Genomic DNA, 3871 nt, shown 5'->3' with positions numbered 1-3871 from the left:
AGGTAGAACGGCCCATGGCCCCGAACACTGCGGACTCGTCCTGGCATGAAGCAATGCTGTGCGGAAACAAGCACACGTTCCGGCACTCCGGCCGCCGCGTCGGCCTCAGGCGACACCTCACAGAAGCCGAGCAGACGAAGCAACCGGAAGCTTGACCCGCTCGCTCCTCGCCGGCTCCGAAACCGGAGGCTAGTTCGAAGGATCGCCAAGCCGAAGGGCGGCGTTCACCTCCCGGTCGCCTCAGGACCGGGCACGGTTAACCGTTCCGGCCTAGGTTCCGAGCAGCTACGTGCACCGGATGGTCGGCGCCTCTCGCACTGCGGACCCCAGATCACCTGGAACCAGATCGCCCTGGAAGGGGTCATTTTCATGAAGGCTATCCATTTCGGCCGCCTCCCGGCCGTCGCCGTCGTCGCCGCCGGCGCGCTCGCCCTGTCCGCGTGCGGCTCCGACAACGCCACCGTCGCCGCTGCGTCCGGCTCCGCCGCCAGCTCGGCCGCCTCGAGCCTCAAGGGCACCATCACGGGCGCCGGCTCGACCGCCCAGTCCGCTGCGATGGACGCCTGGAAGCAGGGGTTCACCCAGGCCAACCCCGGCGTGACCGTGCAGTACAACCCGGTCGGCTCGGGCGCCGGCCGCAGGACGTTCTTCTCCGGCGCCGCCCAGTTCGCCGGCTCCGACCAGGCCGCCACCCCGGCGGAGACCGCCTCCTCCAAGGCCCAGTGCGGTGCCGACGGGGCCTGGGACATCCCGGTCTACATCTCGCCGATCGCCGTGGCGTTCAACCTCCCGGGCGTCACATCCCTGAACCTGACGGCCGGGACGATCGCGAAGATCTTCCGCGGACAGATCACGAAGTGGAACGACCCGGCGATCGCCGCCGACAACGCCGGGACCAGCCTCCCCGACCTCAAGATCACCCCCGTCCACCCCTCGGACGACTCGGGCACGACCTGGAACTTCACCGACTACCTGCAGCAGGCCGCCCCCTCGGCCTGGACGGACGCCGCCAGCCTGACCTGGCCGGCGTCGCTCCCGGGCGAGAACGCCAAGGGCACCTCCGGCGTCGTCAAGACCGTCACCGACACCCAGGGCGCGATCGCCTACTCGGACGACTCCGCCGTCAGCGGCAGCCTCGGCAAGGCCAAGATCAAGGTCGGCAGCCAGTTCGTGGCCCTCTCGGCCGACGGTGCGGCCAAGGCCGTCCAGCTCTCCCAGCCAGCAACGGGCCGGGCGGCGAACGACCTCGCGCTCAACCTCGACCGCACGACGACCGATCCCACGGCGTACCCGATCGTCCTCGTCTCGTACCACGTCATCTGCTCCTCCTACAAGGACCAGGCCACCGTGGACCTCGTCAAGGCCTGGGAGGACTACGTCGTCTCCCAGGCCGGCCAGCAGGCCGGTGCCGCAGCCGCGAAGAGTGCCCCGCTCTCGGCGGCCCTCTCCGCCAAGGACAAGACCGTGATCGACGCCATCAAGGTCAAGTCCTAGCACGGCCTCCGCACCGCCCGCCCAGGCCGCTTCGCCCGGGGCGCCGGCCCGTTCGCCGAGCGACAGGTGGTCGTGCTCATCTCGCCGAAGGCCTTGACCGGGACGATGCCAGACGTAGCGTCTGACCTCCTGGTGCGGAGAGATGCTGCCCATGGCAGGAGACATTCTCGTAGGCCGCAATGGCATGGCCCCGGATTCGTGGAGGCCTCAGCGTCGGATCCTCTGGCCGAAAGGGCGGGAAAGCCGTGCGAGGCCCGTGCGGAGCGCAAGGCCCGGGCGTTCACGTCTCCGTTACGATGTCGACCGAGATCTCCACCGCGGGCACGGTTCCCCTGTTCTCGAGCCAGTGCGTGGTGTTCCTGTCCTCGGGCCAGCCCACTCCGGGTCCGTAGTCCCTGGCGGCGCCGTCCCGGTGGTCGGTGATCGTTCCCTGGAGAACGTAGACGATGCCCGGTCTGCCCTTGTGGCCGTGGACCGGGCCGAATACGCCCCCGGGCTCGATGGTCACCATCCGCATCCGGAGCCGGCGCCCGGCCATACCCTCGATCTCTGGGCCCAAGTCGACTTCCCCGAGGAGCTCCTGGCTGACCCCCTCCGTCTCCGGCACGGTGCCTTCGTCGCTCATCTGCTCTCCCCCTCTGACGCCATGATTGGTCGGGAACTGTGGCAGCAGCCAGTCCACCACCGCGCGGGCAGGGCTGTGAAGCCCCTCGGCCTTGTTCCTAGGTCCTGGACTCACGCGTCCTTCGGCCCGTCGTCGGCTGCTGCGTGGATGCGGCACACCAGGCCTGAGGGGAATTCAGGATCGCCAACGCCGTCGGACAGGTCCGGATGGCGCTGGAGCTTACGGGCATGGACTGGGTCCTCGCGCTTGGGCTTCGTCGACACCGCCCAGGGCCTACCCGCCCGCACACTCCCGCCCCCGGTCGGGGCCTCCCCGGAGACGCCATGCCTTTCGGGCTCGCCGTTGATCGCTGCCGGCCCCTGGTGCGGGCGTGCCGGGATCATCGGCAGAGGTCCTCGGCGATGATCCGTTCGAGGTCCGAGTCAGTGAGACCGATCGCCTCTGCGAGCCGGTGGGCGGAGACACCGGCCCGCGCGGCCCGGACGATGGCGCTGTCCCGTGCCGTCCTGGCGTCGGACGATGGCACTGCCGTGAAGCTGTTGTGCGCGCTCAGGGCCTGGGCGAAGGCAACGGTCCAGGGGAGGCCGATCGCGGCGAGCTCCTCCCGGACGGCCTCCTCGTCCCACGGGTAGGCGTCGTCTTCCCCGAGCTCGTCGGAGCTGATGGCCTCCCCTCACAGGAGAGGGTGAAGCCGTAGGGGCTCAGGATCGTGCTCGCGGCGTGCCTGTACTCGGCAGCAGCGGCCTCTGCCAGCAAGGAGCGCTGCTCGGCCGTGAGGTCGAGCTCCTCGAGGGGGTCGATGTCGCTCGCTTCGTCCAACGTGCAGCCCAGGATCCGGGCGATCGCCACCCGGGCGGGGGCAGCGATAACATCGCCTCCTTCATGCTGGATTTCGGACCGTAGGGTCAGTACAACCCGCACTGCCACTGGCCCAGCGGGGCACCCCTCCCCCCTCCGCATCCATTTCCTCCACAACTGGACCTGGGAGCCCGTGACGCTCGCGGCATCTGTCCCGATGCGGGACCTCCTCGACCCCGTCCCCCAGGAGCTCGAGAAGATCGAGCTCGGGGCCTGGGACGTCCGCGTCCTCGCCCAAGACCCGGACTGCGCACCCAAGGACGACACCGGTCCGTGAGCCCCGGACGCTCACCCCGAATCGCGCCCAGCTGGCACAGCCGTGAGACGGCAAACCACTGCGGACGGTAGGAGGGCCAGTTGCCGAACCAAAGAATCCTCCCTCGGGAGGGCAGGCGGCAGCTGAGAGGATTCATGCCGTGGTGTCCGGGGCAGGGCCTACATAATCACTGATGCCATCCAAGACCACTACCTGGCACTCGCGATCCAGGAAAGCACCCCACAGAAGCTCAGGTGACCAACCAACCGCCAGCCCTTGGCGACCCGTGCCCTGACGAGCCGAGTCACGGAAAGGTGCATAGAGTGCACTCCAACGCCTCCAAAAGTACGGCTCCAGTGCAGGAAGCCCGGACTGAGGCAGTGTCCCCAGGTCAAGGATCCGCGAGGCGTGCGGCCCCCGTTTGTCGCGGGTCCGCGGGCGGGTGACCCTCGCTATGTCATTCCAGTGGAAAGGCTGCTGCAAGGCCGTCGGCCATCCCCAATCGCGCCTTCGCCCCTCAATCAGACAGCCCGAGGCCTAGCTCAGGGCGTGCTTACGTCCAGCTCTGCGATGATGCACTGTGGGACGTTCTCGGAGAGTTCAACGGTGAAGGAGCCAGGGCAATGACGGGTTATGAG

7 protein-coding genes are annotated in these 3871 nt (G+C 68.6%); 4 read left to right on the top strand and 3 right to left on the bottom strand.

Annotated features, from left to right (window positions below):
• Positions 1–369 precede the first annotated feature (369 nt).
• Positions 370–1494 (top strand): phosphate ABC transporter substrate-binding protein PstS, encoded by a 1125-nt coding sequence (pstS, locus tag LK10_RS08245; RefSeq protein WP_043122265.1) that lies wholly within the window; start codon positions 370–372, stop codon positions 1492–1494.
• Positions 1495–1774: 280 nt separating this feature from the next.
• Here the strand turns inward: pstS and LK10_RS08240 are convergent, their stop codons facing one another.
• The 3 genes from LK10_RS08240 to LK10_RS21805 all read right to left on the bottom strand — a co-directional run bounded on the left by LK10_RS08240 (position 1775) and on the right by LK10_RS21805 (position 2645).
• The gene (locus LK10_RS08240) at positions 1775–2119 is read right to left on the bottom strand and encodes a cupin domain-containing protein (protein ID WP_043122267.1); all 345 of its coding nucleotides are present in this window, start codon (positions 2117–2119) and stop codon (positions 1775–1777) included.
• Positions 2120–2229: 110 nt separating this feature from the next.
• Entirely contained in the window at positions 2230–2502 is a 273-nt protein-coding gene (locus tag LK10_RS21810; protein ID WP_156144096.1) for a hypothetical protein, read from the bottom strand.
• Complete coding sequence (locus LK10_RS21805) at positions 2499–2645, bottom strand: hypothetical protein (protein ID WP_156144095.1); 147 nt, start codon at positions 2643–2645, stop codon at positions 2499–2501. The genes LK10_RS21810 and LK10_RS21805 overlap by 4 nt, the downstream gene beginning before the upstream one ends.
• 15 nt (positions 2646–2660) lie before the next feature.
• Here LK10_RS21805 and LK10_RS21800 point away from each other — a divergent pair, with 15 nt between their 5' ends.
• From LK10_RS21800 to LK10_RS21795, 3 genes are all read left to right on the top strand, one after another.
• Positions 2661–2816: a hypothetical protein gene (locus tag LK10_RS21800; protein WP_156144094.1), complete on the top strand. Its 156-nt coding sequence runs from the start codon at positions 2661–2663 to the stop codon at positions 2814–2816.
• A 23-nt stretch (positions 2817–2839) separates the two neighbouring features.
• Positions 2840–3022 carry a hypothetical protein gene (locus tag LK10_RS08235; RefSeq protein ID WP_043122263.1) on the top strand — a complete coding sequence of 61 codons (183 nt, stop codon included), beginning with the start codon at positions 2840–2842 and terminating at the stop codon, positions 3020–3022.
• Positions 3023–3110: 88 nt separating this feature from the next.
• Complete coding sequence (locus LK10_RS21795; protein ID WP_156144093.1) at positions 3111–3254, top strand: hypothetical protein; 144 nt, start codon at positions 3111–3113, stop codon at positions 3252–3254.
• Positions 3255–3871: the final 617 nt, after the last annotated feature.

The organism is Sinomonas humi (genome assembly GCF_000802235.1).
GTDB classification, from domain to species: domain Bacteria; phylum Actinomycetota; class Actinomycetes; order Actinomycetales; family Micrococcaceae; genus Sinomonas; species Sinomonas humi.
The sequence above is the reverse complement of the archived record's forward strand: the minus strand, read 5'-3'. Positions and strand labels throughout refer to the sequence as shown.

Bases quoted from the DNA above. Each gene is read 5' to 3' on its own strand.
- LK10_RS21810 (WP_156144096.1), bottom strand. From the start codon at position 2,502: ATGATCCCGGCACGCCCGCACCAGGGGCCGGCAGCGATCAACGGCGAG.
- pstS (WP_043122265.1), top strand. From the start codon at position 370: ATGAAGGCTATCCATTTCGGCCGCCTCCCGGCCGTCGCCGTCGTCGCC.
- LK10_RS08240 (WP_043122267.1), bottom strand. From the start codon at position 2,119: ATGAGCGACGAAGGCACCGTGCCGGAGACGGAGGGGGTCAGCCAGGAG.